Origin of the sequence: Enterococcus sp. AZ078, assembly GCF_051714985.1 — a bacterium.
Classification (GTDB): domain Bacteria; phylum Bacillota; class Bacilli; order Lactobacillales; family Enterococcaceae; genus Enterococcus_B; species Enterococcus_B hirae.
The window spans coordinates 2437831-2464695 of sequence record NZ_JBIOSW010000001.1 but is presented as its reverse complement, the minus strand read 5'-3'; the positions used below and the strand labels follow the sequence as shown (position 1 = coordinate 2464695).

Here is a 26865-nt window from a genome sequence, read left to right as displayed (position 1 = left end):
AATGAATTTCTTTAAATACTTAAAGGATCAATGGTCGTTGCTCTTAGGCTGGCTCTTTTTTGTCTTGCTAACGATTTTTGTCATGTGGTTAGCACCTAATATTTTAGTCGACTGGACGATGGTTGGCTATCTGGCGCTTATTCAAGCCGTATTTTTGTTTTTTTATTTACTTGTCCGTTATTTAAGCAAACGTCATTGGTGGGAAAAACTTGCCGATCTCAAACAAATATCTCCGCTACAAAGTTATTTGAGTGGCGGTCATACAGAAGAAGAAAAATTAGTCGAAGATTATATCAATCAATTGATCCGTGAGCACCAAGAAGTCATGCAAGAGGCGATTAGTAACCAACAGGATCAAAAAGATTACATTGATTCGTGGGTCCATGAAATCAAGGTGCCTTTAGCAGCCTCTGAACTCTTGGTGCGTTCGATTGAATTTGATATTGATGATCAAAAATATACCCTACTAGAAAACGAACTAGCCAAAATCGATGAATATGTAGAACAAGTTCTTTATTATGCACGGTTGGATAGTTTTTCGAGAGATTATTTAATCCAAGAGTATGAATTAAAAAGCATCATTCAGCCAGTGATTCGCAGTCAGGCAAATTACTTTATTCAAAAAAATCTTCGGTATGAGATTATTGGAGAAGATCAAAGAGTTTTAACAGATGCCAAGTGGGTAGCTTTTATATTCAAACAAATTTTGAGCAATGCGATTAAATATACACCTGACCATCGAGAAATCATCATTTCGATCGAAAAGAACCAACAAGGGATCTCTTTAGCCATCAAAGACTCGGGCATCGGTATTCCTAAAGAAGACTTGTCGCGGATTTTTGACAAAGGATTCACAGGTTCTAATGGACGATTGAGTAAAACACATTCTACTGGTTTAGGGCTTTATTTGGCTAAATCCTTAGCTGAAAAACTTGGGATCCAACTACTTGCTGAATCAATTGTAGGAGAGGGAACAACGATGACCCTGTTTTTCCCAATCTTAAATTTCTATAATGAGAAACGTTAGAAAATAGTTAGAATCGAAAAAAACTTCTTGTGTTGTGAACGTTTTCGCTGATAAGTTTCATATCATGTGAAATAAAAGGAGATTAGTTATGGAAATTTTAATAGCATTAATCCCTATGGTAGCATGGGGAAGTATTGGTTTAGTAAGCGGGAAAATTGGTGGCGATGCCAATCAACAGACATTAGGGATGACGATTGGTGCATTTATCTTTTCATTAGTTGTCTTTTTCATCGTTAGCCCAACAATCACACCATGGATTTTCTTGATTGGATTCCTCTCTGGGTTAGCTTGGAGTGTTGGTCAAAACGGACAGTTCCATGGAATGAAATTTATGGGCGTTTCTGTTGGTTTGCCTTTATCGACTGGTTTTCAATTAATTTTGAATACGATTGCGGGAGCCGTTTTCTTTCATGAATGGACACAAACGAAAGATTATGTATACGGTATCCTAGCTTTAGCACTTCTTGTTAGCGGTGCCTATTTAACAGCTCGCCAAGATGATGAAGGAAAAGTTGATACTGACAATAAAATGCTTGATTTTGGTAAAGGGTTTAGAGCATTGATCTATTCAACGATTGGTTATGGTGTTTATACGATCATTGTGAACTGGGCTAACTTGGATGCGATGTCAATCATCTTACCTCAAAGTATCGGAATGATCTTAGGTGCAAGTTTCTTTGCCTTTCGTAAAGTTAAAGTGGATCAATTTGTTTGGAAGAACATGATTTGTGGTTTGCTATGGGGAATTGGGAACGTGTGCATGCTCTTAACTGTTAAATCACTTGGTTTAGCTGTTGGATTTTCATTATCACAGATGGGGATTATCATCTCAACTTTAGGTGGTATTTTCATTTTGGGAGAAAAGAAAACGAAAAAAGAACTTGTTTACGTTATTGTCGGTTGCCTTTTAGTCATTTTAGGTGGTATCATTTTAGGGTATATGAAAACGGCTTAATGGCCGTTTTCCAACCTAAAATAGGGAGGTACTGCCATGGATTTGTTTCGTAAGAAAGAAATCAATCTCAACCACACAAGTGGGATGAAGAAAGATCTGAAAACGTCCGATTTAATTATGCTTGGAATTGGCGCAATTATCGGCACAGGAATATTTGTAGTGACAGGGGTTGCGGCCAATCAAAATGCGGGTCCAGCACTGTCACTTTCATTCGTTTTAGCTGCAATCGTTGTCATTTTATCGGGGTTAAGCTTTGCTGAGTTTGCCTCACGTGTGCCAGTCATTGGTGGCCCGTATGCGTATCTTTATGTTGTTTTTGGTGAATTTGCCGCCTGGTTAACAGGTTGGTTGTTGATTGGCGAATTTCTATTAGCAGTTTCGTCGGTTGCTTCCGGCTGGTCTGGTTATGTTCAAGGGTTCTTGGAAGGATTTGGAGTCCATTTACCACAAGCCTTGACCAGTGGTTATAATCCTGACAATGGCACCTATGTCGATTTGATCGCAGTGTTCGTTGTCATATTTGTGACATACATCGTTTCTTTAGAAGCCAAAAAAGCATTAAGATTGAATAATATCATGGTTTTTGTGAAATTCGGTATTATTGCATTATTTATCGTTGTAGGGATTTTCTTTGTAAAACCTGAAAACTGGCAACCATTTACACCATTTGGTTTTTCAGGCGTTTTAGATGGAGCAGCTCTAGTCTTCTTCGCTTTCTTGGGATTTGATTCAGTTGCAATGGCAGCCGAAGAAGTGAAAGAGCCACAAAAAGACGTTCCTCGAGGGATCATTGGTTCGATCTTGATTGCCACAGCTTTATACATCGTAGTTACCTTGATTTTAACGGGGATTGTTCCGTTTACTGAATTAGGGGTCAGTGACCCAGTTGCCTTTGCGATGCGTTACGTTGGTCATGGAACAATCGGAGCTGTGATTGCAGTCGGTGCCATTTTGACGCTCTTGACCGTAACGATTTCTATGATGTATTCGCTAGCTCGGTTATTGTTTGCTGTAAGTAAAGACGGTCTTTTACCTAAATTTATGACAGAGATCGATGAAAAGCATCGGACGCCTAGAAAGGCGACTTTTGTAGCTGGGGTAGCGGCTTTATTTTTCGCTGGTTTCTTCCCATTGAATATTCTCGCTGAACTAACAAACATCATGGCGTTGACCTATTTGATGTTAGTCAGCTTAGGATTACTTAAACTAAGAAAAATGTTTGGTAAACCAAAAGCCGGTGAATTTAAAGTGCCATTTGTACCGATATTACCGATCATATCTATCGGTACATGCTTGGTATTGATGCTTCGTTTACAACCAGTCACATGGATCGTCTTTGGTATCGTGATGGCGATTGGATTAGTGATTTACTTTGGTTATGGGTACCAACATAGTAAAATGAATCAACAAAATTGATGATTCGTTCTTTCTAAACGACCTAGGTTTAGAACCTATAGCGTAATTTGATAAGACGAGTGTAAGACATCTTGAGTCCTTCGATGAATTGGTTAGCCAAATTCATTTTGAAGGATTTCGGGGTGTCTTTTCTATCCTTTTAAAGCATAAAAAAGATGTTGGCGAATTTCACCAACATCAAAAAGTATAGAGCCTTTTTTGAATGATCCATGCAAAATAGTCTTATTGTGTTAAATCGAGTAATTTTTGTTTCAAGTCGTCTTCCATATGACCAAGTTCGACTTCTGCATGACGACGTTTTTCTTTCCCTTCTTTTTGGATGCGTAATGTTTCTTGGATTGTTTCGATCAAATCATTTTGAGTTGTTTGTAAGGTTTCAATATCAACGATCCCACGTTCATTTTCTTTTGCTGTTTCAATAGCAGAGATTTTCAACATTTCTGAATTTTTCTTCAATAGGTCATTGGTTGTTTCAGAAACTTGACGTTGGGCGGTTACCGCATCTTTTTGGCGAAGTAACGTCAAGGCGATCACTACTTGGTTTTTCCATAGAGGGATCGCTGTTGCGATTGATGCTTGGATTTTTTCTGCTAACGCTTGGTTAGTATTTTGGATTAAACGGATCTGTGGTGCTTGCTGGATAGTGATCTGTCTTGCCAAACGTAAATCATGTGTTCGTTTGTCTAAACGATCTAGAAATTGAGTATAATCATTTGCGATTTGAACATCCATTTGATCGCCTGTTTCTTCGGCTTTTTTCATTGCTTTAGGAATGATCGTTGTTTGAAGTTCTTCCATCTTCAATTCGCCAGCTGCGATATAAATATTCAGTGCATCAAAATAATCTTTGTTTTTTTGATAGAGTTGTTCGAGCATCAAATTATCTTTTAAAAGCCCGTCTTTTTCTTTTTCTAGCTTAACAGAGATTTTATCGATTTGGGCACCGATCTTTTGATATTTTGCAGTCACTTCATAGATCGATTGTTTTACTTTGCCAAACATCCGTTGAAAAATATTGCCTTCGCCAGCTCGTAATTCATCAGGATTTGCTTCTTGCAGACGATACATCAATTCAGTCAATGAATCTCCGACAGGACCAATATCTTGTGCCTGTACATGATTTAACATGGATTGTGAAAATTCACTTAACTTCGTTTGAGCAGCAGAACCGTAGCTGATCACCGACTGTGCATCTGAAACATCGATTTTAGCTGCTAGCTCTTTGGCTTGCTCTTGTCGTTCAGCAGGTAGTTTATCAATCAAGCGTGCAGCGGTTTGTTGTTCTTGCAAAGCATTGATTTCTGACTGTTGTGTTTGGGTTAATTTATCTGTTGGGGTAGAGAACGGATTATTTAACAGATCATCTAACGTGTCATTTACAGGTGTTACCTCTTTAGGTTTATTATCCATTTAAAACTCCTCCTCGTGGTTCAATGTGATGCGATAGGTTCAATGTTATCATTTTTGTAAAAAAACAGTTGTTCATCTTATTCATCTATTATAAAGGATAAACAAAAGAAAGGATAAGCAAAAGGAGTGTCTAAGAAACAAAACACTCCTTTATGATTCTATTAACCGATCATTGAGATTGATTGTTATCATCAGATAGATTCTCTCGTTTTAAGCTTTGTTTCGCAACTGATATTTCTACATCTAGATCATCTAAATCTTCAGAGACAAATTGTTGATAGTCTTGAGCAATCAGATGTGCTAGTTGATCAATGATTTGTGAACTTTCTTCGAGCTTTTCATAAGTCTGTTTGTTTTTGATTTCATGGTCATTGATCTCAATATATTTATTGGTCAAATCGACTAAGTTTGGTAAGTGAGTATAAAGAAATTGACTTGCTTCGTGTAATCGGTTGGGCTCTTTCACCAATGCTTTGAAGAGTGCTTTGGCCGCCTTCACTGTATCGTGACGAAGATCGACAGCTTTTAGTTTGGCTGTTTGTTGCATGTTTTGTTGCAATTGTTCAATTTCGACTTTCGTTTGATTCATTGTCTGTCTAAAGAAAGTAATCTCACTAGGTGTCATCCCGCTTTTTGTATAATGTGATTCAAGTTCATCAGATAAATCGGGCATTTCATTTTTTGCTGATTTTTTCTTGCCAGAGCCAAAGATTCCCCAAATCACTAAAGCTGCGCCGATAATCAAAATGACTGTTACTAAAGAAAAGTGACCTTGACGAATCAAAAGAAACACCAACAATAGACCTAAGATCCATCGCCAATTTAATTTTCGCATAATAAGCCCTCCATATATATTCCATCCATTTTAAGTAATGAAGCGTTGTTCTCATTTCCACCCTTATTTTAGCACACTCAACCTAAGAAAGAGTATGGGACTAAAGGAGGATTTTGTAGATTTAGAGAATTTCTAAGGTTTAGTTATGGTAAACTAAAAGAAAACTCTAGAAAAATTGAAAAGTAAACGAAAAGCGGGTATTATTACAAAGAAAGTGGGAGAAAGATGCTTGAATATGAGCAATTTGAAGAAAAAACGATCGAACGAAAAGAAATCTATCACGGAGCAATCATCGATGTTGCAGTAGATGACGTCCGCCTGCCAGATGGAAAACTTGCCAAACGTGAATTAGTGTTTCATCCGGGTGGTGTAGGGATTATCGCATTTGATGATCAGGATCGTTTATTATTAGTGAAACAGTTTCGGAAACCATTAGAAAAAGTGATTTTGGAGATCCCTGCTGGGAAAATCGATCCAGAAGAAAGCCAAACACCGGAACGTACCGCTGCAAGAGAACTGGAAGAAGAGACTGGGTATCGGGCAGGAAAGCTCAAACATGTTTCATCTATGTATCTTTCACCAGGATTTGCAAATGAGATCATGCATATTTATCATGCGATTGATTTACAGAAAGTAGAGAATCCGTTGGCTCAAGATGAAGATGAGGTGCTTGAATTATATGCACTGACTTTCGCAGAAGCTAAACAAGCAATAGATGATCAACTGATCTGTGATGCGAAAACCATGTATGCGATCCAATATTGGGAGCTATTGATTAAAGGAAAGTAGAGGGATCGGCTGATGGCCAAAGGACCGCTGATTACGAGAAGTGAATTACGTAAACGACAGCAGGCGCAAGCCCAAGAGTCATTAAAACGGCAAAGAAAAGAAGAGGCTGCTTATCAGCAAGAAGAAAAGAAAATTGCTAGTTTTTATCGAAAGGAACAAAAACGGAACAAACCTATCACAAAAACAAGAATCGGTGAACGTGAAAAAACGACGAAGTGGAATTCATTTTTGATGAAATCCTTGATTATTGTTATTCTATTATTGTGTGTCGTATTTTTTGCGGTCGCATTTATTTAGAAAGAAGGAAAAAGCTATGAAAATCGGTATTATCGGTGCAATGGAAGAAGAAATCAAAATTTTAAGAGAAACGCTAAGTGAACCCTTGTCATGGGAACGAGCAGGAGCATTGTTCATTTCAGGATCTTTAGGAAGACATGAAGTAATTGTGGTTCGTTCAGGGATCGGTAAAGTTTTGGCATCAGTCACTACTAGTTTGTTGATCCAACAATATGGTGTAAATATGGTCATCAATACAGGTTCAGCGGGTGGTATCGGACAAGGGCTACAAGTAGGCGATATCGTAATCTCAGATAAAGTAGCTTATTTCGATGCAGATGCAACCGGATTTGGCTATAAGCCAGGACAAATACCAGGGATGCCACTTTATTATGAAGCAAGTACGTATCTTCGCACAGAGATGGCAAGAGCAGCCAAAGCGATAGATCTGAATGTGAAAGAAGGCTTGATCGTTACTGGAGATACGTTTGTTGATTCTTCCGAAAAAGTAGAAGAGATTTTAACAAACTTTCCAGATGCGTTGGCTTGTGAAATGGAAGGAGCGGCTGTTGGACAAACGGCTCGTCAGTTCAATATTCCTTTCTTGATCGTTCGTGCGATGAGTGATACTGCTGATCATGCAGCGACACAAACCTTTGATGAGTTTATTGAAGATGCAGGGAAACGTTCTGCTGAGATGGTAATCGAATTTGTCAAACATCTTGTATAAGGAGCCCATTAATGAAAGCATTGATCTCGATTGATTACACGTATGATTTTGTGGCAGATGACGGGAAATTAACGACAGGTAAAGCTGGTCAAGTGATTGAACAAGCAGTGACGACTCACACGAAAAAGTTTATCGAAGAGGGAGACTTTGTGGTGTTTGCGATTGATGCGCATGACCCATCGGATAACTTCCATCCTGAAAATAAACTATTTCCTCCGCATAACGTGATTGGCACCAATGGTCGTGCCCTTTATGGTTCGCTACAAGCTGTTTACGAAAGAGCTCAAGAACAAGCCAATGTCTATTGGATTGATAAGCGGCATTACTCTGCTTTTAGTGGAACAGATCTAGATATTCGGCTCCGTGAGCGGGGGATCACTGAACTCTATTTGACTGGCGTATGTACGGACATTTGTGTGTTGCACACAGCTGTTGATGCATATAATTTAGGCTATCAACTGTTTATTTTTGAAGATGCTGTAGCTAGCTTTGATCCAGTCGGTCATGACTGGGCACTACGTCATTTTGAAACAGTCCTCGGGGCAACGTTGATCAAGTAAATATATAATAAGCTTGTTAATGATTTGTGGGCCTCACTGGTTCATGAAGTAACCAGATCGTTCTGTTGTACATTCTGTCGTACGATAGAGTAAGTCAATACGGAAAAATAAACCGAAGGGGGACTGGGACAAAGTTGTCTCAACCTCTTCTTCGGTTTATTTTCTTTCATAATTTTGTAAGATTTTTTAAGTCAATCAATCAGTATCCATTTTAAGTCGATGGTTCGATTCTTTTCCAATCGCTGAAATAGCGGCTTTTATTAGGAGATAAAGAGTTGGTTTGCTAGTTTGTGCTTATGAATGAGTGGCAATAACTTATAGGTAAGCAAACTAGCTACGAACACAAGTAAGATATCGCAACTTAAATCAATCAATGTCGAAACTGCTAGCACACTGTAAAGAACATTCGTTTCTTTAAGGTAAAAGAATAAAATCAAGCATTTATACAACAGACCGATTAAATAGAGATAAAGTAATCCTGAATAGTTAATGATCAGGATTTTTTTTAATGGGAACCATTTTTTACGCCAGAACAATTTTGACAGGGCGGCTTGAATCAGTGGGAAAGTTGCAAAAGATAGTAGAAAGCCAAAACTAGGTTTAAAAATATAAAAAATACCTCCGCCACTAGCGAAAATCGGTAATCCAATGAGCCCTAGGATCAAATAACTGAATGTGACAATGAGCCCGTATTTTGTTCCTAATAAAGGATAAATCAGATAAATCGTTATAATTTGTAAAGATAAATAATCGAATAGTGGTAACGGAATCACTAGTTTTGCTGTGATGATCAATAATGCCATCATCATCGCCATCATGGTGATATCTCGCCTATTTGTATACATTTAAATGCCACTCCTTACTAAGTTCTCTTTTTTTTGTTCTCGATTTTAACCAATGAGTTAAATCCTCTAAATAGGGTAATTTGCCAATTTGTGTGATTCCTGTCTTATCTGTGATCCATTGGCTTAAATCTTCTAGGTCATTCTTTTTATTTGCTTTACTTGAATTAAAAATCAGACCTGCTATTGGAATGCTTTCGCTTTGTAATAAACTAGTCGTTAGCAACGTATGATTGATTGCACCTAAATAATTATCCGCAACGAGAATAACCGGTAATTGCAAAAGTTTGATCATGTCTAACATGGTTTGCGAGTCATTAATGGGAGAAAGCAGACCACCTGCTAATTCAAAAATCGTGGGTCGATTTTTTTTCAAGACAACATTTGCTTTTTCCTTCAAGACAAGTAGATCAATCCATTGATGTTCTTTTCTGCTAGCGATATGTGGAGATGCTTCTAATGACATTGAATAGAAATGAACAATATTTTGTTTCTCAATATGGCAGGCTTGATAAAAATCTGTATCAGGAAACGGTCCTGTTTGGATCGGTTTCACGAGTAACGGTTCCTGATTTGTCAGATCACGTAAATATTCATAGAGTAAGACACTGATCACTGATTTTCCACAATCGGTATGAATCCCGCAAATAATATAATTATTCTTCATCACAGACACCAGCCACAACTAAACCTAAACGATCAAGCATTTTTTGATCTTCAGAAATAGGTGCTCCTTTCTCTGTCAAATAGTTGCCTAAAAAAATAGAATCCACGATCAATAAAGCAAATGGTTGGAGTTCTCCTAAATGAAACTCTCTTCCGGCACTTACCCTAAGTTCTGTAGTAGGGAATAGTAACCTCAGCATGGTTAAGATTTTTAAACATTTCATAGGGGTTAATTCATTGTGTTCCTCAAACATTGTTCCAGCAATTGGAAGTAAAAAATTGACTGGAACGGAATAAGGCTCTTGATCTTTTAAGTCAAAAGCCAGATCGACTAATTGTTCATCTGTTTCTCCCATGCCACAAATAAAACCAGAGCAAATATTCATTTTGTGCTGACGAAGTTTGTTTAATGTTTCTAACCGATCATCATAGGAATGGGTTGTTGTGATGTTTGGGTAATTATCTCGACTAGTATTAAGATTATGATTCAACCGATCTACTCCACACGATTTTAAATAATCAATTTGTTCCTCAGTAACTAAGCCAATGGATAAACAAATCTCAATCGACATTATGCTTTTGATCGTTTGAATTGCCTCACCTAAAAGGTGGATTTCTTTTTTTGATGGGCGTGTTCCGCTTAACGCAATACAAAACACACTGGAATGATTCTTTTTAGCAATCAACGCTTTACGAATGATTTCTTTTTTGGGTAATAATCCATATGTTTCAATCGTTGCAGAACTTTTTTTTGATTGCGCACAATAACCACAATCTTCTCTACACAAGCCGCTCTTAGCATTCAGCAATGTATTCAGACGGATGATATTTTGTGACTTGTTTGTTTTGAGCTGAAGGGCTTGTGCATAATACCCCCATAAATTAGTTTTGTCTTTTAGTATCTCCAGACATGTTGTTTTTGTTAGCGGAACACAAGGTTCGAATAGATTTTCCATAAAAACACCTCTTTACTTTCGTTAACTAATTTTATTACAAAGGTTAACGAAAATAAAGAGGTAAATGAAATGATGCAGTTTTATGACTATTTATGGTCGGAAAGGGTAGATAACAGTAGAGAACAGTGAAGGAAGATGGAAGGATTTATTTTTCTTTATTAAGTGGAGTTGGTTTGTGGGTAGTCAAAATGAGCTTGGTAGAAAAGTAAATGATAATATTAAGAGAGGTTGAGACAAAAGTGTTCAGCATCAAGAAATAAGAAGGAATTTCCGAAAATTGACAAGAAACAAAAAAACTCGTTTTTGATGTTGATTGTTACCTACTTGGTGCTTCTCAAATTTTTGGTAAATTTCGGCAAATTTTCCGAAGATGCTACTTTTGTCTCACCGTGAACAAGAGGTCGTGAAAAGAGTGTTTTGACCTGAGCGCTCACCAAGTAAAAACTGCGACGAGTAATCGCAGGAGCATTAAGGATGGAAATCTCGAAACAGCTTCCCATGTTTTGAGATTTTTTGACTTATCGCCGAAGATCAGCTCTTTGAACACCGTGAATCAGAGGTCGTGAAAACATCGGGTAGCTCTGATGACAATAAGAAAGAATTTTTTGAAACAGCTCCTCATGTTTTGAAAAATTCAGGCTTATTGTTGAGGAGTTGCTTCTTGAACACCGTTTATCCGTTTTTAGAGATACTAGAAAAGACTGAGACAACTTTTGTCTCAGTCCCTCGTAAAGAGAAAAATAGTGTTCAAACAACCGCTCCTTGAAATAAGTCAATTTTTTTATATGAGAGGTTGTTTCAAAAAATTTTCTTATTGCCATTGGAGCGTTTTTTAACTGTATTACCAGATATGCACTCGTTTTTCAGGTGGAAGATACATCGCGTCTTTTTCAGTGATCGCAAATGTTTCATAAAATTCCATCAAGTTTTGGGGTTGGATATTGGCACGTAATTTAGCAGGGGCATGAACGTCGATTTGTAACAACAATTGTTGGTATTCTTTTTTTGCTTTTGTCCGCCAAATCGTCGCCCAGCTGACGAAAAAGTCTGCTAGTGAGTGATCTGCTTCGGTTTTTGCTGCTTCTAAAGCACAACTTAGACCGCCCGCATCTGCGATATTTTCTGAAACAGTAAGCTTACCATTAACAGTACCATCAGCAAATGATAAGCCATCAAATTCTTCGATCATTGCTTGGGCTTTTTCTTGGAAGTGCGCTAGATCTTCTTCCGTCCACCAGTTATTTAAATTACCATATTCATCGAATAAGGCACCATTATTATCGAAGGCATGAGAGATTTCATGGGCGATGACGGCACCGATCCCACCGTAGTTTGCTGAACTTGATTGTTCTAAACTATAAAATGGTGCTTGTAAAATAGCAGCTGGAAAAACAATGACATTTCTGAAAGGGTGGTAATAGGCGTTGACTGTATCAGCACTCATTTCCCATTCCGTCCGATCAACAGGTTGATTCCAGCGACCAAAACGTTCTTTCAATTCGATTTTGCTGAAGGCTAAAGCGTTGGAAAGCAAGGTTCCGCCTTCTTCTTGTGTCACTGTGTGGTACTTCGTATATAACGCAGGGATTTGGTCTGGATAGCCGACCTGAACTCCTAGTTTATCTAATTTGATGATCGCTTTTTTTCGAGTAGTATCGCTTAACCAGTTGTTTTTTTCTAAACGATCTTTATAGACAGAGATCATTTTTTCGATCATATGCTCAACATCTTTTTTGGCCGCTTCACCAAAGTATTTTTTGCCATAATAATCGCCAACGACTTGGTCAAATTGACCTGAAGCTAAGTAATAGGCAGCTTTTTTCTGTGGCATGGCTTCATCTGTGCCTGAGAGTGTCCGTGAGAAGATTCCGCTGATTTGTCTAAAGTCTTCTGATAGATAGCTACTCAACGAACGAATCGTTCGGACGATCATCCAGCTTTTGATCAATTGAAAATGTTCTGTGGTTAGTAGTTCGCCTAACTGTTCAAAATAAACAGGATCCGTCACGATTACTTTATCCGGTGTGGTACCAATCAATCCCACTGTCAACTTTTCCAGATCCAGTTTATCGGTATAGTGGATGAAGGTGTCAAATGACCGGGGATTGTACATTTTGCTGTAATCCGCTTTTTCTTCCGCACTTTTAACATGAGGCGCAACCAATCGATCAAATTGGATGGCTTGTTCAACGATTGCCTCTGCTTGGCTTTTTTCTTTTCCGGTTAATTCAACGAGTTGGACCATCATATCAAAGAAAACGCCTAATAGTTGCGCACCATTTGGATGTTCTGCAGTATAGTAAGTTTTGTCAGGTAGAAATAATGAAGGGGGATAGGCAAATAATGCGTTTGTTTGTGCATTTTTCATATCCGCATCGACATCTAAGCTAAACGGTAAAGGTAAACTATCCAATGTCCAAGTAGGAAATTGTTGGTTCAAGTCTTCAAAAGATTCGATTTTTTCAATTCGTTCAATTAAAGGAAGCAACGGTTTAGCAGCTAACTGGTTTCTTCGATCATAATCATTAGCTAATTGATAAAAATGAAGAAAGTGACGCATCATATCTGATTGGACTTTATCAGGTTCAGCCAGCATATGATCAATATCTGTCATCAAAAGATCATCGATACCGTCAACTAAGTCCTGGAAACCGCCAGTGGCTGGTTTATCAGCGGGGATCTTGGCTGTTTTTAGCCATTCTTCATTCACAGCTTCAAAAAAGTCTTGCTTTATAAGTTCTTTGTTCATTCGGTTATCGCTCCTTTTTATCTAATGTTCCTATTATCATATAAAAACAGCGAATAAACAAATAGAAAGAGGAAAGAAGCACTTGTTGGGGTCTTGCCGTAGGCACAGCAGAACTAGTCTATCTGATTTGTTTTTCTCCTTATTTCACTTATAATAAAAAAGACGGAGGTGATTCGTTCTTGAAAACTGTATTTGAACAATCAATCGAATGGAATCTAGATGGTATCAAGAAACGGTTAAGCGCTGTGGAACAGTTGGCGATGAAGGATGAAGAAAAGGGTTACGCTTTAATTTTTGAAGATGGTAGTTATGTCATCCTAGATCAAAACAAACAACCAATAGAATACGGTCCTGCGAGCCACTCCTACCCAGATGCAAGAAAAGCTTATCAACTCGTACCGATGACTGAAGCAGAAGTCACCAATATTTCTCGTTGGCTTGCAGATAATCGTGAAAAAGCTTTGATTGCGCCAAAGGAAAACGGACAAGAACTTTTGGATTGTTGGGTGGGATTGCCTGAACAACGGTTTTTAAACTATAAAAATTGGCGGACACCGTCTGGCTATCTTTGTGGGACCTATGCTGCAACTGTCCTTATTGCTTATTACCAAGATTTTCAAAACGAATTGTTTTTCTCTCCAACGTTACGTGAAAAAGGAACGAAAGACCATGCGCAACTAAGTGAAGCATTACGCCAAGCGATCCAGCCGCTAGGACTTCCGACGGTTCCCGGTCAAGTCAGTCATGGTATCACGAAGTTTTTAAAACATACAGGAAATCGAGTGTCTGCTAGAAGTACGATGCTTGGTTCTTGGCAGCGAGCGACTAAACGGATTCGCCAAGGAAAACCTGTGATCTTAGGGGTGTTGAAAGTATTAGGGAGCACCTATGGCAATCATTGGGTCACTGCATATGCATATTATCAATCCTCTTCTGGAGAACGCTTTTACAAAGTTCATGACAACTGGGGCAACACGGATCAATTGATTCCTGCTAGTTGGTGTAATGGAACTGTTTCGCTGCCTTAAAAATTATTTACAGAAATTACCAGAAAAACTGGAAAAAATATGTTAAACTATCGAAGAAGAGAGAACAATAGGGAGGACAACATGAGTAAAAAGTATCAGGATGACACATTGAAAATCTTTAGCTTGAATGGAAATCGACCACTGGCAGAAAAAATTGCCAAGGTGTTTGGAACGGAGCTAGGAAAAAGTGTCGTAAAACAATTTAGTGATGGAGAGATCTCGATCAATATCGAAGAAAGTATTCGTGGGGATCATGTTTATATCGTGCAATCAACCAATCAGCCAGTTAATGATTATTATATGGAATTATTGATCATGATCGATGCGATGAAACGTGCCAGTGCAAAAACAATCAATGTTGTGTTACCTTATTACGGTTATGCCAGACAAGACCGTACAGCAAAACCACATGAACCGATCACAGCTAAATTGATTGCTAATTTGATCCAAGAAGCTGGCGCAACTCGTGTGCTGACATTGGATTTGCATACAGTTCAAGTCCAAGGATTCTTTGATATCCCTGTAGATAACTTATTCACAATGCCATTGTTTGCTCACTATTACCGAGAACTTGGTTTAACAGGTGACGATATTGTTGTCGTTTCACCAAAAAATAGTGGTGTCCAACGTGCAAGAAGTCTTTCTGAATATTTGAATAGTACATTGGCGATCGTGGATCACGCCGATGATGCAGATGAAAATAGTGGATATGTGATTGGTGATGTCCAAGGAAAAACATGTATCATGGTCGATGACATCTTGAATACTGGTGCAACGCTTGCTCGAGCTGCTAATGTTTTGAAAGAAAACGGAGCAAAAGAGGTTTATGCTTGTGCTTCACACGGCTTGTTGTCTGTTCCTGCAAAACAAATTTTAGATGATGCACCGATTAAAGATATCTGCATCACTGATTCTGTATTTACTCAAGAAGAACGTCATCCTAACAATTTAACGATTGTTACTTGTTCAGAGCTGATGGGAGAAGCGGTTAAACGAATTCATGAAAATACACCAATGAGTCCATTGTTCCGTCTAGAAGAAAAAGTATTTGATTAATCATTTTTTGTTAAGTGATGAAATAAAATTCGTTCGACAATCGTGGTAGCACGAATTGTGGAACGAATTTTTTTCTAAAAGTTGGGAAACTATCCTGGTTTAGCGATTGTTTCTTTGGTAACTTGCTTATTTTATGCTAGAATGTGCCTAGTTCTATTTGGAAGGGATGAAAGAAGTTGGAAAAAATCTATTTGGATCATGCAGCGACGACGCCCATGCATCCCTACGTCATTCAAGAAATGACCACAATGATGCAAGAAACCTTTGGGAATCCTTCGAGTATCCATGGCTTCGGCCGAATTGCCCATGAAAAGTTAGAAACAGCAAGACAACTTATTGCTGATAGTTTAAAAGTCAATGATCATGAAATCATTTTTAATAGTGGAGGGACAGAAGGCGATAATACAGCGATCCTTGAAACGGCTTTTTCACGAAAAAAAGACGGGAATCATTTGATCACTACCGCTATCGAACATCCTGCTGTCTTGAATACAATGAAATATCTGGAAACACAAGGCTTTGAAGTCACGTATTTACCAGTAGATGAAAAAGGCAATATTTCACTAACTGACTTTGATGAAGCATTAAGTGATGAAACGATTTTAGTCTCGATCATGTTTGGGAATAATGAAATCGGGAATTTGATGCCAATCAAAGAAATCGGCGAACGGTTGCGGGAACATCCTGCTTATTTTCATACCGATGCAGTTCAAGCTTATGGGAATCAGACGATTCATCCAAGGGAGTTAGGTGTGGATTTACTTAGCATCTCTGCCCATAAAATCAATGGACCAAAAGGCGTAGGATTTTTATATAAAAAAGATGGCATAAATATTCCTTCACTACTTTTAGGTGGAGAACAGGAAGAGAAGCGGCGAGCAGGTACTGAAAATCTCGCAGGTATCTGGGGAATGGCGCAAGCGGTCAAGCTTCTAACCGCTGAAGAACGTGAAGCTCGAAGTGAAAAATATGCTGGATTCCAAGAATTGATTTTGAATACCTTGAAAAAAGAAGGAATTTCTTATCAAGTCAATGGTGATTTAAACAACAAATTACCACATGTGTTAAACCTTCGATTACCTGGTGTTGCGAATGACTTACTTTTGATGAAGTTGGATCTTAATGGGATTGCGATATCTACTGGGTCAGCATGTACAGCTGGTAATATCGAACCTTCGCATGTGCTGGAGGCAATGTATGGGAAAGATACACCAATCCTTAAAGAATCCATACGAATCAGTTTTGGTTACGGCAATACCAAAGAAGAAGTCCAACGTTTTCTTGATGTATTGATCCAATCAATCTAAGTTGGAAAAAACCTAGTAAATGATGCAAGAAACTTTTATAATAAAAGTAGAAATCAATTTACCGAGGTGAAAATCATGGCATTTGAAAAAACAGCCACAGTTTTAGGAGCAAAAACAAGTTATCGTTTACATCCAGATGCAAAACGTTACACTTTGAGAGACAATGGATTTACCGAAACAAATGGCGGCAACTATCAGTTGATCCGTCCGCTAGATGCAACCCCACAAAGCAAAGAAGGGTTTAAACTAAAAATCACTGTTTCAAAGGATATCCAAACACTAAAAATGTCTATTACGACAGCTAACGGATTGAAAGCAGTCAATATTTTTAAAGACGACCGACAAAAAATGAGTCAAGATAAATTTTATTTTTTGATGGATGGTATGATCAGTCGAGGATTATTTGAAAAAGTCTAAGGAAGTCAAACGTGGCTATCATTGTTTCCAGTAAAAAAAGCAAAGAGAACAGCTAGTAAAGCTGATTTCTTTGCTTTTTTACTATCTATTGAAACGGGACAATCGCTAGAGAATAACCATTCCTCTATTCTACTTTTGTCCACTCATCTAAGGATTTACCATTTTCATCAATGATTTCTAACCAGCTGTTTGTTCCACCGAAGTAGAGTAACAGACTTGCTTCATTGACGCTTTTGACGATAATATCTTTGCTCGTTTTATTTCCTACAATGCTATCTTTATAATCATCACGTAATTTATCCCCATATTTTGCCGCATAACTGACGGAACCGTCTTTATTTAAAGGGGCTTCCGCTAATAGTATAGCCCCCTTTTTGATCAACAGTTCATTTCTACTGATCCAATAAAGTGTTGCCTGACTGTTTCTAAAATTAACGGTAAAAGGGATCTCACTAACTTCTTTCGTCCAACGATGTCTTGCTTTTGCCGGCTTTTTCTTTTGAGGACTGCTTTTTTCTAAAGAGTAACCAAATACTGCCAAGATTTTTGTGATTTCTTCGACTGGTTCCGCTAACTTTTTGACTTGTACTTGAGGGATCGTTTCTTTTGCGGAATCATCGATTTCTACTGTCAATCCCGTTGATTCTGCCTGTTCTTGAAGTAGGTAGCTTAGATGACTGGCTTCAAGATCCCAAGGAAGTTGAACCAATACGATGTGATCCCAACTTTTAGGTACCACGGTTTGACCGATTGCGATACATTGTTTGTTTTTGAAAAATAGATAAAGTGAATGATCAGGTAGAGCTGGTTTTTCTTTTGTGATAGTCATCTTCCCATGTTCATTTGGTAACGTAATCTCGATTGCTGAAGGAGTCAGAGTAGTATGAAAGCTGATAGGCATAATCAATACCTCCTGTTTTTCCTTAAGTTTACCATGATTCACACGTGCTGTCGGTTTTGACTAACTAATAATGAAGTTTGGATTCCTTTGCTTGTTCACTTTTCTTTCACAGTAACTGTAAAAGTAGAATCCGTTCTTTTGACGAGCCCTTTAAAGGTGTAAGTCAATTGATAGACACCTGGTTTGCTTGTATCGATTTTAGCACCATTCGTTGTGATGCGTCCATTTGAGTAAGGAACTGATTTCCCGTCTTCATCTGTCGCACTCACAAAAGCATCTTGTTTATTCCATTTTTCGCCTACAAATACGACATTATCTTTTGTAACGATAGAAGACAAGTCTTCTTTAATCGTGATTTGCTGTCGGGTACTGTATTTCCAATTATTTGTTGCATCATAATAAGCGATTCTAATCGTGTGTGTCCCAGGTTTAGACGTATCAAGCTCCTTTGTTTTGATTTCATCAATATAGTATTCTTCCACATCTTTTGCTTCAAGCTTTTGTCCATCTTTATCTGTCACGTTTTTAAATGGAGAATTTGGATCGAATGTTTGACCTGTGTATAGTGTCACATCTTTTAAGTCCAAGGTCGTTTGGTCTTCTACTACTGTGATTATCGCTGTATCTTTGAACGTTTTTGATTTTCCTTGCAACGAATAGATGACTTCATAAACGCCTGGTTTAGCAGTGTTAGCGGCTCTGCTTATGAAAATTCTTTCATCATCTGCAGGAATTTCATTTCCGTCAGCATCGGTAGCGTATAGAAGATTATCTGCTTTAGTCCATTGTTGTAAAGTGTAGATACGACTGTCTTTTGTTTTAATCGAAGTCAAGTCTTCCTTGACTGTAACATTTGTGGTAGAAGTTACAGTTTTACCTTTATCAGTAAATTGATAGACAATGGTGTAGTCACCCGGTTTGTGAGTATCGACTGTGCCGTTTACTGAAATCCTAGGGTCATCGAAAGAAACAGTTTTTCCATCCGCATCAGTAGCAGAAAGGAAATTGACTTTTTTAGTCCAAGCTTCCCCAACGTATAAGACAGTATCTTTCGTATGGATGGAAGTTTTATTTTCTTTGACCGTAACTGAAAAAGGAGAATCCGTATTTTTGGCAATTCCTTTAAATGTGTAGGTTAAGTCATAAATACCTGGCTTATTTGTATCAACACTAGCATTGTTCGTTACAATCCGCTCGTCTTCAAAGGAAATCTCATTTCCATCTTCATCCGTTGCGTGAACGAAATTATCTTCTTGGTGCCATTTTTGTCCCTGATATAAGATACTATTTTTAGTTTGGATAGAGGAGTTGTCTTCTTTGACCGTAACTGTAAAAGTGGAATCCGTTCTTTTGGCAATTCCTTTAAACGTATAAGTTAACTCATAAACTCCAGGCTTGCTGGTATCAATACGAGCTCCATTTGTTGTGATACGCCCATCTTTGAATGGGATATCTTTACCATCTTCATCTGTTGCGTGAACGAAATTATCTTCTTTACGCCATTCTTGCCCCTGATATAAGATACTGTTTTTGGTTTGGATAGAGGAACGATCAACTGAGTCTACACTGATCTGTATTCCCGCATGGATCGGATTACCTTGACTATCTATAGGAACGATAACAAAGTGATGCGACATGCCTAAAGTTAAATTGACTAGAGAAGACGTTACTGACCCAGCGACAGATGTCATGCCACCGAATAGCCAACCTCCGCCACCAGAAAACCAACCAAAGATATTAAAACCTGATACGTTGAGTCCGCCGAAAAGGCCAGACCAATTAAGTGTTGCTTGAGAAGATGTGATATTTTCTGCTCTATCTTCATTTTGCTTTTCATCATGCTTATCCTCTGTTCGAATGATAACTTGATTACTTTGTTCTGACTCATTTCCAGCTTCATCAATAGCAGTCATATAGTAGGTGTAAGATTGCCCTTTTTCAACGGTGAAATCTGTATAGTAATTGGTGCCTTCGGGAACAATAAAAAATGTTTCATTTGTTGTTAAGAAAGACGGAGTATATTCGACTAGTAATGAAGAGGAGTGTCTTCGGTATAACCGTACTTCTTTTACTTTTTGATTATCTGTTGGAGGAGGCCAGCTAAACCTTGCGGCACTGCTTACTAAAGGTTGCCCTGTTAAAGGTCCAGTTAGTTTTGGTGGTTCAACGTCACGTGTTGTTACTTTTAGTATAGAACTTTTTTCAGATTCATTCCACGCATCATCAACTGCGACAACATAAAACTCATATTCTTTTGCTTGTTCAAGATCATCAAATGTTACTTTTAAATTTTGCGAGTGTTTTCCAGGATCAGGATAGGAAAGATCATTTGCATCTTTTGGAGCAAGTACAGTTTTAGTAAGTTCTCCATTTTTATAGATCTGATACTTTTCAACACCAGTATTATCTGTAGAATGATCAAAGGTTAAAGTGGCAGAATTACCACCGACTTCGATTGTTTTTAAATGATTAGGCGCTGATGGTGGTGCTTCATCAAATAAAATATCTAACATTCGATTTGTTTTCGGAACTTCCTGTTTAAAACGATTACTTATTTCCTTGTCAGGATTGAACTTTGCTGCGAAAGCTTCACAAATAAATTCTTCCCAATTACTTTTTGCATAAGAACTATTTAACAATGCTACTAATTCATTTATTTCAGCTTCTTTCAGCTGTTTTATTTTAGTCTCAAAAGCAATGGGATCATCTTTGAAAAGAAATCTATCTTTTAAATCAATAAGGTAATGAAAAATTTCGTGTATGACTGTAGATGATAAGGTTTTATTTACATCTAGTTGAGGTAAGTTATCGGTTGGTTCGTAATGAGAAAAAGTAATCACGCTGTCACTGTCACTAAAATAACCTTTATCGTCGTCCCATGATTGTGTAAGTCCCAAATGTTTTAGGTCATAGTTCTGTTCAAAAACTTGTTGCCATTGTTCCGCTGGATAGTACTGGTTTAACTTCTCTAATGCTTCTGTATGAACGAATAAACCATTTGTAAAATGAAGTTTTTCCTTTTCTAGTAAATTCTCAGTAAGAATATGATTCGAGCTTAAAGAATCCAAGGTGTGTGAAATGACGCGAATGCTGTTTGTAAGGACGAGTCCGGCATTTAAGCCTAGTGGAGTCAACTTAACAAGGTTAGAAGGAGTATTGTAAAGCGATTTCATTTCGTGGTTCAACTTATTTTCTAACTCGGTTGTCTCATGTTCAAGTTCACTTCGATCGACCAACAGTGCATTGATGGTGATAGTCTTATCTTTTTGATTAAAATTGGACAGGGTATAATGCAAAGTGCTTTCTCTTGGTAATACGTATTTTGAGTCTAAGAGCGTTCCAACCCTCATCATCTTCGTTCCTTTAGGTACAGTAATTTTCATCTGGATATACTCATTATTTTCAAGATTCAGTTTATTTTTAGTCAAACTGCCCAGAAGGTAACCATGGTCAATACCATAACGGCTATTTTTTAACATGGATTGATAGATTTTATCGGGATTGCTAATAAAATACTCTGAATTGATTCCGAAATCATCCGGTGTAAAGTTTGCGTATAAATTAATATCTTCTGATGCTTGTGTGAGAAACAGATCGTCAAGAAGTTTTATATTTTGCTGTGGTTGGTAGTACTCAGATCTGTTCAGGTATTTTATTCGTAATTTTTTGTTGATACCGGTTATAAATTTAATGTCTTCATTAAAAACTGTTGGAAAATGACGATTGCTCCAAGCTAATGCTGCTTTAGAATCATTAGCTAAATTTAACGCATCTACTTTGGTTTCTAGATTGTTCGAGTCTTTGACTTCTTGAAGTGTCTGTTTGTTGTTTTGGGTATATGAAATAAGCGGTAGAGTGACTTCATTCATCTCGTGTGTAATGACGGAGCTGGCAGGATTCAATAGCATCGTAAGCGGCAGTAAAGATAAGAGTAACTTTTTCATGAATTTTCCTCCTTATACTCAATTAAGTATTATTTATTTTTATTCTTTGATCATTGATACCTTATAAAAAACATACTCTAGTTCTAAAAACAGAAAGTAAACATGGTACCTTCGCTTGGATTTTGGTTGAAAAATGGTGTTGTCTAAAAAAGAAATAAGCGTTTAATACTAAACTTGCAAGGACAATAGGGAAAGATTTTATAAGGTTATCGCACTAAACATTCAAGAGCACCCCTCCTTTGGTATTTCAACAATATAATAACATATAAAAATGATTTAATTACTTATATTTTATAGTTACAAATGTTTTTTATTCTGTCGGTTGTTATGCATAACAAGAATAAATAGTTAGATCGAACATAGTTATATCAAAATTTAAGGTTTTGAAAAGGCGTTTTTGAATATATTGTGATTGTGACATTGTTTTTTTGACAATAATTAACAATGGCTTTTATATAGAGTGATTATTATATTTATTTGTTATTTTATAAATATTTAAAAATAACTTTTGTATAATTAGGTTTTGATGGTGAAATAATATTCGTTTTGAAAAAATGTGGAGGGAGAAGTGGAAATACGGTAAGAGACATCGTTTAGTTTGGTATGATTTGAGAGAGACTGTGGGAATCTAAACAGTTGTAACTTTGTCTTAGATTGTTTACCCTAAAAGAAAAGGAAGTAAGAAGGGGTCAATATGAATTTTTTTATTAGTGATATGCACTTTTTTCATAAAAACTTATTAGGCAAAAATGATTTTGCCCCTCGTTTATTTGCTAGTGTGGAAGAAATGAATCAGCAACTAATCAATAGCTGGAATAAAGTTGTCAAAGAAACCGATCATGTGTATCACTTAGGCGATCTGGCGATGCACCCACAATATGAAAAAGGTAGCCAAGACATACTGGAGTTGGTGCAACAACTCAACGGGACAATCCATTTGATCAAGGGAAATCATGACAGTCGTGCTTTTTTCAGATATTTAGAAAAACATGATCCAGGAAACAAGGTTGGTTCAAAAAAATTTTATTTTTATGATGTCGGAACCATCATCAAATTCAATCATCAGCAATACTATTTGACTCATTATCCAATGTTGCTGGGACCAAACGATAGTATCCGTAATCTTCACGGACATATCCATCATTATAGTGTACCGATCGGTAATGATGTGAATGTCGGTGTAGATGCGCCAGAAAGAGAACTATTGAAAGTGCAACAACTCTTTGGCACCCCATTATCAGAAGATGACATTGAAGAAATTTACGAAGCTAAACAACAAGAATTAGCACGTCTGAAACAAAAATAAGGGCATGAAATACTTCTGCTAGTCTATAAAAATAGGCCTCTTAAGTTCGTCTGATAAGGCGAACTTAAGAGCCTTTTTTAATTCCTTTGTATATTACTTTGATTGTTTGAATGTAACGAAAGGTTTTTCTTTGTCGTTAATCAGATGAATCTCTTCATAAATTTATTTCACGATCATGACATAATGTAGAGAAACTATATCTGGAAAAAAACGCTCGTTCTCTCCCAAAAATAATATTTCTGGGCTGAGCGGTATTCAATAAATCATAGATATCGTAATTTGGCTTTTGTTCAAAGGTTTGACTAAAGGGAGCATATTTATTTTTGGGAAAATCATCGTATTCAGTCAGCTGATCATTAGTTGTGGTATCTACATGGGTATCTGTGACAGGAACAGCAAACAAAAGTGTCCATAAAAAGGTGACAATAAAAAAGAATTTAAATTTCACGGGTATTCCTCCTAAGTTTCATGATAAAATAATAACATATAAAAAATAATGCAGCATCTATAAACGCTTGTTGATTATGTTTTTTATTGACGTGAAATACGAGACATAACAGCTAGAATGAAATAAATTAAAATAAGATTGTAAGCGTTGTTATTTTGTTTTTATGATAAATACAGAGCATTTTTATTGTTTTTTTAGCTTTTATTTAGGGTTTTATAGAAGGGGTAATAAAAAAAGTGTAACCTAGTTAATGTGTATAATGATTATTTGTTATTAAATTTTAGTTTTTATTTAATTTAAAATAACGTTTTTTAAAAATAACTTTTTTGCTGAATCTAGATTTTGTAATCGATTATTTCTAGAAAAAATGGTAAAAGGGTAGTTTTTTTTATAAATGTTTTTTTTACAGATTATGATAATTCTATTTTACTTTGTTCATTAATATAAAAGGAGAAGATGAGAATGAAGGCTTATCTAGTTGGTTTGGTGCTATCCATGTCAGGGTCTATATGGTTTGGGATAGAGGTGTTTAGAACAGTCAATCAAAAATACATAAACAGATGAACTTTTAAGGAGTGAGGCAATGTTACCATTAACAAGTAAGACATGTACGAAGCTTTCGAAGATTTTCTTGGCTTGTAGTATTTTGCCGTTGGTTTTACTAGTAATGGCTTTTTACGGCAACGGCATGTTTAATCAATTATTCGTAGGTATCAAAAATGTAGCATACATATATTATCCTGGTTGTTTACTAAGTGGGCTTAGTTTGTTTTTTTCTACAAGATCCTATTCAAAAACGTTAAAAAGAAGTGCTACTTTCATTCATTTTAGCTATGTTTACTGTATTGTTCTCGTTTTTATCGGTTTTGTAGGTATCAAAAGATATGATTTTTTCATTGTACTAATTGCTTATTTACTGCTATCTATCCGATTATTGAAAAAAAACACAAACAATCAGAAAAAGATAGCAATCGTTTGCTTGGGAATACCGATGTTATTTTCAACAGGATTCTTTCTCAAAATCAATTACGAGCTACTAACTTCGGGGACTAGCTGGGAATTGATTGGTTATGTGATTCTACTGAGTTGGTCTGGGTTAATTGGACTTATTCTCTCATTAAACATCAATAACGAGAACAGAAAAGTCAAATGGATGCTCTTAGGGTTGAATTATATATTTGCTGCTTATTTCCATATCGTCATTTTGATTATTGGTCTATAACTACAATCAGATAGTCGATAAAGGCAAGTGATTGAAAGATGAAATGTTTTTTTAGATAATCAGTTGGCACCTAAAAAAGGGGAGTTATTGTATTTTTTCACTAAAAAGTAAGGATTATACGAAAGTCCCATTAATTTTATTAACTATTTCGATTGTTTTCATAAGTTTTTATTTTATTCCTGACAAGAAGGCAAATCCAGCATTTTTTTCGTTTACATATAGGGGTATTAGATTAGTGGTGGGATCAATTTGATTATTCCACCAAAATATGAAGAACTGAAAGGAATCATTATTTTTCTTAATTTGATCTGTATTATTTTGGTTTTAAATGTTGGTTCCGTTCTTTCTTATCATGGTATCAGGATTGATCGGTCTATTTTTTGCTACATTTTTAAAAAATTAGTTAGGAAAATAAAAAAGGAGTGGTGCAAATGTTATCGCTAAATAATAAGGCGTGTACGAAAGTTTCAAGAAATTTCTTAATCGGTAGTTTTTTCTTAATGATGTTGATGATTGTTGGTTTGTTTGGTAAAGTTTATGGATTTATTCCGTTAAGTGATCTTTCAGAAGGAAGTCTGATGATTTTCTATTATCTTAGCTGTTTACTCAGTGGTCTCAGTTTGATTTTTTCTACAGGTGCGCATTCAAAAATTTTAAAACGGACAGCGGCGATTGTCCATTTTAGTAGTGTTTATTGGTTTTCTCTCTTTATTTTCGGTTTTCTTTTTGTTGAAGTATTCCATGTACTTTTTTTTATCGTTCTTTATTTGTTCCTAGCTATCGTTTTACTGACAGCAAGCAGAAATGGCTAGCGATCACTTTCTTCGGGATACCGATGATTATTTCAATTGGCTTTTTTATCAAGCTCAATTACGAACTAATCCTTTATGGGGGGAATGGTCATGGGACGCCATTGTATACATAGTCATTCTTCATTTATCAGGTTTAAGTGGTCTGATTCTTTCAACGCAACTCGATAAGGGAAAAGCCAAGTGGATACTTTTGGGTATTAATTATTTATTTGCAATTTATTACCATATCTACATCTTTCTTCAGTGAGACGTCTTACATACATATCGAGTACTGGAAAGGGAAGTGGCTTGCTAGAATATAAAAAGGTTTTTTGTTAGAAAGGAGTAGTGTAAATGTTGCCGTTATCAAGTAAGGTATGTACCAAGTTTACAGTGATTTTCTTAATCTGTAGTATTTCCTCCATTTTTTTACTAGTAGTGAGTAGGATAGCAGGGGAGCATGGATTTGCTCCATTTAGTCATTATCAAGAAATAAGTGGCTTTTTTTTCTATTATCTTTGCTGTTTATTTAGTGGCATCAGTTTGATTTTTTCGACCGGTGTACGTTCAAAAGAGTTAAAATGGTTGATTAGAATTAGTCATTTTAGTTGTGTTTATTTCATTGGTCTATTTTGGATTGGTTTAATGATCATTCAAGGTTTCATTTTTATCCTTGCGATAATGGCCTATTTATTCGTGTCCATCCGGTTATTGAAAACAAAAAGTCAGAAACGAGTAGCAATCGTTTGCTTGGGGATACCGATGTTGTTTTCAATAGGGCTCTTTCTCAAAATCAATTACGATCTACTAACTTCTGGAGCTAGCTGGGAATGGACTGGTTATGTGATTCTACTGAGTTTGTCTGGATTAATTGGACTCATTCTCTCAGTAAACATCAATAACGAGAACAGAAAAGTCAAATGGATACTCTTAGGGTTGAATTATATTTTTGCAATGTATTTCCATATCGTCTTTTTGATTATTGGTTTATAACTATAATCAGATAGTCGATAAAGGCAAGTGATTGAAAGAGGGAACCGTTCTTATTGAAAAAATACCAAAGGGAAACAACGAGATGGAAAGATAAAATGTTTGTTTTTAGATAATCAGTGGGCACCTAAGAAAGGGGAGTTATTTTATTCCTGACATGAAGGCAAACCCAGCATTTTTTTCGTTTACATATATGGGCATTAGATTAGTGGTGGGATCAATTTGATTATTCCACCAAAATATG

The 26865-nt window shown here is 36.7% G+C and carries 24 protein-coding genes; 15 read left to right on the top strand and 9 right to left on the bottom strand.

What is annotated here, in order from left to right; all coding sequences use genetic code 11:
- Position 1 precedes the first annotated feature (1 nt).
- From sapS to IGJ18_RS11500, 3 genes are all read left to right on the top strand, one after another.
- Positions 2-1027, top strand: a complete 1026-nt coding sequence (sapS, locus tag IGJ18_RS11510) for a two-component system sensor histidine kinase SapS (RefSeq protein WP_010720832.1) — start codon at positions 2-4, stop codon at positions 1025-1027.
- A gap of 88 nt (positions 1028-1115) precedes the next feature.
- Positions 1116-1982 (top strand): GRP family sugar transporter, encoded by an 867-nt coding sequence (locus IGJ18_RS11505; RefSeq protein ID WP_010720831.1) that lies wholly within the window; start codon positions 1116-1118, stop codon positions 1980-1982.
- Positions 1983-2018: 36 nt separating this feature from the next.
- A complete protein-coding gene (locus tag IGJ18_RS11500) occupies positions 2019-3398 on the top strand; it encodes an APC family permease (protein WP_010720830.1) in 1380 nt (459 codons plus the stop codon).
- Positions 3399-3620: 222 nt separating this feature from the next.
- Here IGJ18_RS11500 and IGJ18_RS11495 read toward each other — a convergent pair whose 3' ends face one another.
- Both IGJ18_RS11495 and IGJ18_RS11490 read right to left on the bottom strand, forming a co-directional pair.
- On the bottom strand, positions 3621-4808 hold the full coding sequence (locus IGJ18_RS11495) for a toxic anion resistance protein (RefSeq protein ID WP_010720829.1): 1188 nt from the start codon (positions 4806-4808) through the stop codon (positions 3621-3623).
- A gap of 169 nt (positions 4809-4977) precedes the next feature.
- The gene (locus IGJ18_RS11490; RefSeq protein ID WP_010737126.1) at positions 4978-5643 is read right to left on the bottom strand and encodes a 5-bromo-4-chloroindolyl phosphate hydrolysis family protein; all 666 of its coding nucleotides are present in this window, start codon (positions 5641-5643) and stop codon (positions 4978-4980) included.
- Between the two features lie 225 nt (positions 5644-5868).
- On the opposite strand from IGJ18_RS11490, the gene IGJ18_RS11485 reads away from it, so the two are divergent.
- From IGJ18_RS11485 to IGJ18_RS11470, 4 genes are read left to right on the top strand one after another with little or no spacing between them, the layout of a single operon-like run.
- Positions 5869-6432: an NUDIX hydrolase gene (locus IGJ18_RS11485; protein ID WP_010720827.1), complete on the top strand. Its 564-nt coding sequence runs from the start codon at positions 5869-5871 to the stop codon at positions 6430-6432.
- A 12-nt stretch (positions 6433-6444) separates the two neighbouring features.
- On the top strand, positions 6445-6729 hold the full coding sequence (macP, locus tag IGJ18_RS11480; RefSeq protein WP_010720826.1) for a cell wall synthase accessory phosphoprotein MacP: 285 nt from the start codon (positions 6445-6447) through the stop codon (positions 6727-6729).
- Between the two features lie 16 nt (positions 6730-6745).
- Positions 6746-7438, top strand: a complete 693-nt coding sequence (locus tag IGJ18_RS11475) for a 5'-methylthioadenosine/adenosylhomocysteine nucleosidase (protein ID WP_053766296.1) — start codon at positions 6746-6748, stop codon at positions 7436-7438.
- An 11-nt stretch (positions 7439-7449) separates the two neighbouring features.
- Positions 7450-7998: a cysteine hydrolase family protein gene (locus IGJ18_RS11470; RefSeq protein ID WP_081128460.1), complete on the top strand. Its 549-nt coding sequence runs from the start codon at positions 7450-7452 to the stop codon at positions 7996-7998.
- Positions 7999-8258: 260 nt separating this feature from the next.
- On the opposite strand, the gene IGJ18_RS11465 is transcribed toward IGJ18_RS11470, so the two are convergent.
- From IGJ18_RS11465 to IGJ18_RS11450, 4 genes are all read right to left on the bottom strand, one after another.
- Positions 8259-8843: a biotin transporter BioY gene (locus IGJ18_RS11465; RefSeq protein ID WP_088775356.1), complete on the bottom strand. Its 585-nt coding sequence runs from the start codon at positions 8841-8843 to the stop codon at positions 8259-8261.
- Positions 8830-9507, bottom strand: coding sequence for a dethiobiotin synthase (bioD, locus tag IGJ18_RS11460; RefSeq protein ID WP_094940537.1), 678 nt, complete (start codon positions 9505-9507; stop codon positions 8830-8832). Before bioD ends, IGJ18_RS11465 begins: the two co-directional genes overlap by 14 nt.
- Entirely contained in the window at positions 9497-10462 is a 966-nt protein-coding gene (gene bioB, locus IGJ18_RS11455) for a biotin synthase BioB (RefSeq protein ID WP_034699881.1), read from the bottom strand. Before bioB ends, bioD begins: the two co-directional genes overlap by 11 nt.
- An 841-nt stretch (positions 10463-11303) precedes the next feature.
- Positions 11304-13211, bottom strand: coding sequence for a M13 family metallopeptidase (locus IGJ18_RS11450; RefSeq protein ID WP_053766300.1), 1908 nt, complete (start codon positions 13209-13211; stop codon positions 11304-11306).
- A 179-nt stretch (positions 13212-13390) separates the two neighbouring features.
- Here IGJ18_RS11450 and IGJ18_RS11445 point away from each other — a divergent pair, with 179 nt between their 5' ends.
- The 4 genes from IGJ18_RS11445 to IGJ18_RS11430 all read left to right on the top strand — a co-directional run bounded on the left by IGJ18_RS11445 (position 13391) and on the right by IGJ18_RS11430 (position 17019).
- A complete protein-coding gene (locus IGJ18_RS11445) occupies positions 13391-14239 on the top strand; it encodes a hypothetical protein (RefSeq protein WP_010720819.1) in 849 nt (282 codons plus the stop codon).
- 81 nt (positions 14240-14320) lie between these two features.
- The gene (locus IGJ18_RS11440; protein ID WP_010720818.1) at positions 14321-15295 is read left to right on the top strand and encodes a ribose-phosphate diphosphokinase; all 975 of its coding nucleotides are present in this window, start codon (positions 14321-14323) and stop codon (positions 15293-15295) included.
- A 176-nt stretch (positions 15296-15471) separates the two neighbouring features.
- Positions 15472-16602, top strand: a complete 1131-nt coding sequence (locus tag IGJ18_RS11435) for a cysteine desulfurase family protein (protein WP_096708753.1) — start codon at positions 15472-15474, stop codon at positions 16600-16602.
- A 75-nt stretch (positions 16603-16677) separates the two neighbouring features.
- Positions 16678-17019 (top strand): DUF1831 domain-containing protein, encoded by a 342-nt coding sequence (locus IGJ18_RS11430; RefSeq protein ID WP_010720816.1) that lies wholly within the window; start codon positions 16678-16680, stop codon positions 17017-17019.
- A 124-nt stretch (positions 17020-17143) separates the two neighbouring features.
- On the opposite strand, the gene IGJ18_RS11425 is transcribed toward IGJ18_RS11430, so the two are convergent.
- Together IGJ18_RS11425 and IGJ18_RS11420 are read right to left on the bottom strand one after the other, a co-directional pair.
- The gene (locus IGJ18_RS11425; protein ID WP_010720815.1) at positions 17144-17920 is read right to left on the bottom strand and encodes a hypothetical protein; all 777 of its coding nucleotides are present in this window, start codon (positions 17918-17920) and stop codon (positions 17144-17146) included.
- Between the two features lie 95 nt (positions 17921-18015).
- Positions 18016-21864, bottom strand: coding sequence for a bacterial Ig-like domain-containing protein (locus IGJ18_RS11420; protein ID WP_438843342.1), 3849 nt, complete (start codon positions 21862-21864; stop codon positions 18016-18018).
- Between the two features lie 694 nt (positions 21865-22558).
- Between IGJ18_RS11420 and IGJ18_RS11415 the strand changes: the two genes are divergently transcribed.
- Entirely contained in the window at positions 22559-23170 is a 612-nt protein-coding gene (locus IGJ18_RS11415) for a metallophosphoesterase (RefSeq protein WP_207427201.1), read from the top strand.
- 154 nt (positions 23171-23324) lie between these two features.
- On the opposite strand, the gene IGJ18_RS11410 is transcribed toward IGJ18_RS11415, so the two are convergent.
- Positions 23325-23618, bottom strand: coding sequence for a hypothetical protein (locus tag IGJ18_RS11410; RefSeq protein ID WP_207427199.1), 294 nt, complete (start codon positions 23616-23618; stop codon positions 23325-23327).
- A gap of 583 nt (positions 23619-24201) precedes the next feature.
- On the opposite strand from IGJ18_RS11410, the gene IGJ18_RS11405 reads away from it, so the two are divergent.
- The 3 genes from IGJ18_RS11405 to IGJ18_RS11395 all read left to right on the top strand — a co-directional run bounded on the left by IGJ18_RS11405 (position 24202) and on the right by IGJ18_RS11395 (position 26624).
- Entirely contained in the window at positions 24202-24840 is a 639-nt protein-coding gene (locus tag IGJ18_RS11405; RefSeq protein ID WP_178287237.1) for a hypothetical protein, read from the top strand.
- Positions 24841-25271: 431 nt separating this feature from the next.
- Positions 25272-25652: a hypothetical protein gene (locus tag IGJ18_RS11400; RefSeq protein ID WP_438843341.1), complete on the top strand. Its 381-nt coding sequence runs from the start codon at positions 25272-25274 to the stop codon at positions 25650-25652.
- A gap of 417 nt (positions 25653-26069) precedes the next feature.
- Complete coding sequence (locus tag IGJ18_RS11395; protein ID WP_438843340.1) at positions 26070-26624, top strand: hypothetical protein; 555 nt, start codon at positions 26070-26072, stop codon at positions 26622-26624.
- Positions 26625-26865: the final 241 nt, after the last annotated feature.

Coding starts and splice junctions, on each gene's coding strand:
- IGJ18_RS11400 (WP_438843341.1), top strand. CDS start 25,272: ATGTTATCGCTAAATAATAAGGCGTGTACGAAAGTTTCAAGAAATTTC.
- IGJ18_RS11420 (WP_438843342.1), bottom strand. CDS start 21,864: ATGAAAAAGTTACTCTTATCTTTACTGCCGCTTACGATGCTATTGAAT.
- IGJ18_RS11450 (WP_053766300.1), bottom strand. CDS start 13,211: ATGAACAAAGAACTTATAAAGCAAGACTTTTTTGAAGCTGTGAATGAA.
- IGJ18_RS11465 (WP_088775356.1), bottom strand. CDS start 8,843: ATGTATACAAATAGGCGAGATATCACCATGATGGCGATGATGATGGCA.
- IGJ18_RS11500 (WP_010720830.1), top strand. CDS start 2,019: ATGGATTTGTTTCGTAAGAAAGAAATCAATCTCAACCACACAAGTGGG.
- IGJ18_RS11440 (WP_010720818.1), top strand. CDS start 14,321: ATGAGTAAAAAGTATCAGGATGACACATTGAAAATCTTTAGCTTGAAT.
- IGJ18_RS11430 (WP_010720816.1), top strand. CDS start 16,678: ATGGCATTTGAAAAAACAGCCACAGTTTTAGGAGCAAAAACAAGTTAT.
- bioB (WP_034699881.1), bottom strand. CDS start 10,462: ATGGAAAATCTATTCGAACCTTGTGTTCCGCTAACAAAAACAACATGT.
- IGJ18_RS11425 (WP_010720815.1), bottom strand. CDS start 17,920: ATGCCTATCAGCTTTCATACTACTCTGACTCCTTCAGCAATCGAGATT.
- IGJ18_RS11470 (WP_081128460.1), top strand. CDS start 7,450: ATGAAAGCATTGATCTCGATTGATTACACGTATGATTTTGTGGCAGAT.
- IGJ18_RS11475 (WP_053766296.1), top strand. CDS start 6,746: ATGAAAATCGGTATTATCGGTGCAATGGAAGAAGAAATCAAAATTTTA.
- macP (WP_010720826.1), top strand. CDS start 6,445: ATGGCCAAAGGACCGCTGATTACGAGAAGTGAATTACGTAAACGACAG.
- IGJ18_RS11505 (WP_010720831.1), top strand. CDS start 1,116: ATGGAAATTTTAATAGCATTAATCCCTATGGTAGCATGGGGAAGTATT.
- IGJ18_RS11415 (WP_207427201.1), top strand. CDS start 22,559: ATGAATTTTTTTATTAGTGATATGCACTTTTTTCATAAAAACTTATTA.
- IGJ18_RS11485 (WP_010720827.1), top strand. CDS start 5,869: ATGCTTGAATATGAGCAATTTGAAGAAAAAACGATCGAACGAAAAGAA.
- IGJ18_RS11495 (WP_010720829.1), bottom strand. CDS start 4,808: ATGGATAATAAACCTAAAGAGGTAACACCTGTAAATGACACGTTAGAT.
- sapS (WP_010720832.1), top strand. CDS start 2: ATGAATTTCTTTAAATACTTAAAGGATCAATGGTCGTTGCTCTTAGGC.
- IGJ18_RS11490 (WP_010737126.1), bottom strand. CDS start 5,643: ATGCGAAAATTAAATTGGCGATGGATCTTAGGTCTATTGTTGGTGTTT.
- IGJ18_RS11405 (WP_178287237.1), top strand. CDS start 24,202: ATGTTACCATTAACAAGTAAGACATGTACGAAGCTTTCGAAGATTTTC.
- bioD (WP_094940537.1), bottom strand. CDS start 9,507: ATGAAGAATAATTATATTATTTGCGGGATTCATACCGATTGTGGAAAA.